6 protein-coding genes are annotated in these 4,840 nt (G+C 58.0%); 5 read left to right on the top strand and 1 reads right to left on the bottom strand.

Going from position 1 to position 4,840, the window contains the following annotated elements; genetic code table 11:
* Positions 1 to 536: 536 nt before the first annotated feature.
* Positions 537 to 980: a hypothetical protein gene (locus AC3WQZ_RS34355; protein WP_454749922.1), complete on the top strand. Its 444-nt coding sequence runs from the start codon at positions 537 to 539 to the stop codon at positions 978 to 980.
* 220 nt (positions 981 to 1,200) lie between these two features.
* Here AC3WQZ_RS34355 and AC3WQZ_RS34350 read toward each other — a convergent pair whose 3' ends face one another.
* Entirely contained in the window at positions 1,201 to 3,129 is a 1,929-nt protein-coding gene (locus AC3WQZ_RS34350) for an FTR1 family protein (protein ID WP_454749921.1), read from the bottom strand.
* Positions 3,130 to 3,367: 238 nt separating this feature from the next.
* Here AC3WQZ_RS34350 and AC3WQZ_RS34345 point away from each other — a divergent pair, with 238 nt between their 5' ends.
* The 4 genes from AC3WQZ_RS34345 to AC3WQZ_RS34330 all read left to right on the top strand — a co-directional run bounded on the left by AC3WQZ_RS34345 (position 3,368) and on the right by AC3WQZ_RS34330 (position 4,786).
* Complete coding sequence (locus tag AC3WQZ_RS34345; protein WP_454749920.1) at positions 3,368 to 3,550, top strand: hypothetical protein; 183 nt, start codon at positions 3,368 to 3,370, stop codon at positions 3,548 to 3,550.
* Positions 3,547 to 4,161: a phosphatase PAP2 family protein gene (locus AC3WQZ_RS34340; RefSeq protein WP_454749919.1), complete on the top strand. Its 615-nt coding sequence runs from the start codon at positions 3,547 to 3,549 to the stop codon at positions 4,159 to 4,161. Before AC3WQZ_RS34345 ends, AC3WQZ_RS34340 begins: the two co-directional genes overlap by 4 nt.
* Before the next feature lie 39 nt (positions 4,162 to 4,200).
* Positions 4,201 to 4,491, top strand: a complete 291-nt coding sequence (locus tag AC3WQZ_RS34335; protein ID WP_454749918.1) for a DUF5666 domain-containing protein — start codon at positions 4,201 to 4,203, stop codon at positions 4,489 to 4,491.
* Positions 4,492 to 4,564: 73 nt separating this feature from the next.
* Complete coding sequence (locus AC3WQZ_RS34330; RefSeq protein WP_454749917.1) at positions 4,565 to 4,786, top strand: hypothetical protein; 222 nt, start codon at positions 4,565 to 4,567, stop codon at positions 4,784 to 4,786.
* Positions 4,787 to 4,840: the final 54 nt, after the last annotated feature.

Raw genomic sequence — 4,840 nt, 5'->3', positions numbered from 1 at the left:
ACGTCTGTCCATCGCCGTCGCACACGGCGTTGCCCTGTGCGACGGCTTCGGGTGGCCGCTCCCGGCTCTTCCCTCGATGTGCCAGTTCGATCCGAATTTGAACCGGCCATCGACCCGTCCCCGCGAGTTTCTGAGTGTCGGCCTCTGCATTAGCGGGCCCATGGATCGCTGACGGTGGCAGAACATTACATACCTGTCACCGCTTGGCAATCTCGTCGAAATCGCGTTTGGCTCAAGATTGCCGCAGGCAAGATCTCGAAGCCTTGCCTTTCAAGGAGCCTACGATGAAGACCTTCATACACTAGCTTTTGTTACTCGTTCTCGCCCCTTCCGCCGCCTTCGCGGCGCCGAGCACGTATACGCCCAGCGCCGTGTTTGATGTCGCAACTAGCCCGGCTCATGGCCCGGTGACGGGACCGCGGGATTCCTTCTGTGACGGCGCCTGAGTGGCGGTGAGCGCTCGGCTGTAGGAAGCCCGACGACAGCCAAATCTGTTGTCGGGTGCGCAACTCCCCCGAACGCGGGAAACGCAAAGCGTGACTCATGACACCGGCGCGGATACCATCGCCAAGGCAGCTGGCGGAGCCCGGGGGGAAGTGGTTCTATTGAGCACAAAATTGATGGCCGACATCAGGCTTTCGCCGGTTCCAAGGCTAGTCATTGCAGCCATGGCAGGCCTATTGATAATCAGTTGCGCAATCAAATACGAGGGGATGTATGACTACAGGGAAGGCTGGCGCAAGGCCAAGATCGCTGAAGTCGGTTCCGGCCAGAAAATCGCGAGGAGGTCCTCCGGAGATTGCCGCAAAGAGATGGCTACTGAGGTGGTGCAGATCGGGCGATTCGCCGTAGTCCAATTTGAAGGTGCGGCTGGGCATCAATATCGCATCGTGCCGCTTCCAAAGCAGTCAACTCTGCAACTGGGCGATCTGGTCTACGTGAACATTGTGGACTGCGCGAGGCCGCCAATACCCCGTTAACTAGCGGTGCGACGCCACGCGCTGCTGAACGTCGAGGCTCAGTTGCCGCGACTGGTGCCCGGCCGGCGAGAGGCTCGCGCCCCGCGAGAGACATCGCCATGAGCGGCACCGGTCTCGCCAATTCCAGGAGTGGCACCGCCAGAGCCGGCCGCCGTCCCGAGGTCGTTGGGACGACCTTCGCGGACGGATGGATAGCCGCCGATGAATCGAATCGGTTTCCTTACGCTTGTACTGCCTGCTTTTGAGACCGATAATTGTAAGCGATGCTGGCCAAGATAATGAGCAGAATGAGTATTTGTGCGGCGATGGTTTGCAAAGATGGGTACACGCCAAGCACATCGATGCGAGGCATTGAGACCGGCGTTACCTGCAGCAGGCCAACTTTCTGGAGTGCGGCCACGCCCTTCCCAATCAGGACCACTGCCAGCACGCCGACGAGCGCAGAGCTGAACGCAAAGAATTGTCGGATCGGGAGACGTGCAGTGGAACGCAAAAGGACAATTGCGATTGCTGCCAGGATGACAATCCCCAAACCGAGCCCTGCAAGCATGTAGATACCGTTTCCGTCCGACCACAGGGCCGCATAAAAGAGCACGGTCTCAAACACTTCACGGTAAACCGTCACGAACGCCAGCAGGAAAAGCATCAGCGCTGATTTCTTATTCAGGGCTGATGACAACTTCTCCTTTACGTAGGCTTGCCAGCGTCCCGCCAGACTCTTCTGGTGCATCCACATGCCGACGCCAAGCAGAACGATTGCAGCGAACACGGCGGAGAAACCCTCCGTCATTTCGCGACTGGCGCCACTCAGGTCGACGACATAGGTAGCTACCCCCCACGTAAGTGCGCCCGCTGCTAATGCAGCGACCCAGCCTGCATGCACGTAAGGCAGGACATCGGTGCGGTCCGCTTTCTTCAGGAAGGCCATCATCGCCACGACAACTAGTAGCGCCTCGAGTCCCTCCCGAAGCAGGATCGTCAAGGCGCCGAGGAATGTCGAGATTGCATCGGTACTGCCGGCGAGCGCTTTCTGGGCATCATCGAGTTTCGACTGCAACTGCAGCGCGATGTCATGCGCGCGTTCCACTTGACCAGCCGTCACGGCATTTCGGTAGAGCCCCATCATCTTCTCGATATCCTGGAAGAGAGGCTGGTTCTTGGCAGCCAGTGCCGGCTCAACGGGCTCGAATCCATCGAGATATGCGGACAGCGCCAACTGCGATGCGGCCTGGGTGTCCCCATTGTCCAAGGCCGTCACACTTTCCGCCAGCTTATTTCGTGCGATCGCGAGGCTGTCTGTGTTCGACGCAGCAAGCACCTCCGGTGAGCTCCTGAGATATGCAAGCACTTCACGAGCGCTGCTTGCTCCGACCTCTTTCGCAAGTGCCGTTTCCGACGTTTGGCCAAGCTTGGCGAGCGTGGGTATAGCGGCATGCAGGTCTGATTGCGATGCCCATAGCTTGGCCCCGGCCTGACGGTCGGCATCTGTATATGAGAGCGTCGAAGCAAAATAGGCGAGAGCCCACCGATCTTCATCCGTGAGTTGCGCAAAGCCCGGCATCGATGTTCCTTCCACGCCGCGCGTGATGATCTGCTGCAGGGCAAATACGCTCCGTTCCTGAGCACGGGCGTGATCAGCCAGCGCGATCGGCGGCGGATTCAGTCGGGCGGCAAGCGGGCCGTCGGCCTGCCCGGAAACCCCGTGGCAGGACGCACATTGGCTTTGATAAAGCTTGGCGCCCTTCTGTAAATCGGGCACTTCGCTCGGTGCCATGGGGACAGGATAGGCGGCCAGGACTCCACCTGCCAACTTGCGCGCCTGTTCCGCGACCGTTTCAGGGGAGGTCTTCGCTGCAATGGATGCACGCAATGCTGCCGCTTCCTTGCTTAGCTGATGCGAGGTGGGCGTCGTTGGCAGTTCGGCCAGCTGCCGCTCGATCGTCTGAGCGAATTCCTGCATCTCGGCATACTCAGCCTCGTTGGCGACGCGGCCGTACTTGATGGCGCCGCCGTAGTCGACGGCAAGGTAATCCAGCAATTGCCAGACTTGCTTGGCCTTGTCTTGCGTGGAAAGGGGGGTGGCCCGTGCCGTCGAAACGGAGACCACCAGAGAGACCAAGATTAGTGAAAGGATGCGCAGAGCTTGCATGAGGACCACACCGGGAGCGAGAGTTTCGCGTACAAATGCGAATGATTGTAATTCATATCCTTGCGCGATGTGGCCCTTCGGGTGGTACAACGCGTGTTCTTAGCGTCATGCTTGCGATCGCGCACTCGATCATAAGCGAAGCCACACGAGCCAGAGGGGCGCTGGAGGCCACTTGTTCTTCATGGACCTTCTGAACGTAGAGATCCGCCTTGACCCTCCAGTCACTAGAGGGTGTTAAATGGCAACGCCAATATCGGCGGACTACCAGATCGAAAATATGGAAGAAGAGGCGCTGATTCGCGTCGATCGCGAGGCGCTATCCGGCGCTGGCACTTTAGAGTTCGGTCAAATGCGACGCACGCTAGCTGTTATCTTCCGGGTAGTGGCATTACGCAATGGCTTGAGGGTGCTGACGCGATGAGTTGGAAGGCCATTCTCTACGACTGGGGTGGTGTGAACCAAGCCCTCTTTCTGCGTATCAACGAAGCCACGCCGAAAAACCTAATGCCTCTGGCTGAACTGTTCAGCAATATTCTGGGCAACTATTGGACCGCGCCTGTGATTATCGTTGGCTTTTGGGGCTGGTCAAGAATGACGGCTGATGCACGCTGTTCGGTGGCAATCCGTCACCAGTTGAGTCGATTCGTGGTCGCCTTTGGTATCGCGTTTGCATTAGTGGCAATCTCTAAGCTGCTGCTCGACTTCCCTCGCCCAGCCGCCGTGTTCGGTCATCTGGAACACACGTTCGGCTCAACCGAACTGCACTTCAGTTTGCCAAGTGGGCATTCGACGTACGCTGCACTGGTTGCCGGTGTGCTTTGGCCGCTAGTCGGCGTTCGCCAGCGGCTGATGCTAATCATCTATGTCGTACTTGTCGGCTGGTCTCGTTTGGTCGCAGGCCTGCACTTCCCAGCGGACGTGCTGGCGGGCTGGGTGATCGCAATTGGAAGTCTGAGTCTTTTTGGGGGGCTTGGAAGGTGCTACCTGGTGCGTCAAAGCCGTGGTGTCGGAAAGCAGGACGGATTGGCTTGAATCAGCTATGGGGTATTCATGTTCAGTAAGGAGTTCGCAATGACGAATATTGGGCGGTCGACCATCCGAAACCTTGTCTTTGTCGCCGTTGTGTCGCTCAGTACTGCGGTGCTGGCACACGACGACGACATTGAAGGCATCGTGGAAAAGGTCGATTCCGCGGCCAGAAGCTTTGTCATCAAAGGTCAATCGATTTATGTCGATGGCAATACGAAGTATGACGACGGGCTGAATCGCTTTGAAGACATCAGGGTTGGGGACCGACTTGAGGTCGACGTGCATGACAAGAATGGCTGGAAGGTGGCGCACGAGATTGATCGGGAGGACTGAGCGGTGCCCGGTTTGCGCTTGGGTAAATCTGTAGCGCTCGGTTAGGTATCGCTACCCGGAGAGGGGGGGCGACATGCCATGGAATCCGCAACAACGACGCATCGTGCGCGATTCGCTGTTTGCCTTCGTAGTTTGTGCCGGCGTGTTGGGTGCGGGGTATATGTGGCTTTCCCTCAAGCTGTTCGGACTGGACGCGCCGCTCGGCATCGGCGACAGGATAGCTTTCGCACTCAAGATGGATATCGGCCGGAGACAAAAAGCGTCCCTTACTGCATGCGGTTTTACACATCTTTGACCTTCCCAAGCGACCAGAGCGCCCAGGAAAGGCGTTTACTTTCAACGACTTGAA

This window comes from Cupriavidus sp. FW305-26 (genome assembly GCF_058787975.1).
Note: the sequence above shows the minus strand (reverse complement) of the source record. Positions and strands in the feature narration are given on the sequence as shown.

Bases quoted from the DNA above. Each gene is read 5' to 3' on its own strand.
- AC3WQZ_RS34330 (WP_454749917.1), top strand. From the start codon at position 4,565: ATGCCATGGAATCCGCAACAACGACGCATCGTGCGCGATTCGCTGTTT.
- AC3WQZ_RS34335 (WP_454749918.1), top strand. From the start codon at position 4,201: ATGACGAATATTGGGCGGTCGACCATCCGAAACCTTGTCTTTGTCGCC.
- AC3WQZ_RS34340 (WP_454749919.1), top strand. From the start codon at position 3,547: ATGAGTTGGAAGGCCATTCTCTACGACTGGGGTGGTGTGAACCAAGCC.
- AC3WQZ_RS34345 (WP_454749920.1), top strand. From the start codon at position 3,368: ATGGCAACGCCAATATCGGCGGACTACCAGATCGAAAATATGGAAGAA.
- AC3WQZ_RS34350 (WP_454749921.1), bottom strand. From the start codon at position 3,129: ATGCAAGCTCTGCGCATCCTTTCACTAATCTTGGTCTCTCTGGTGGTC.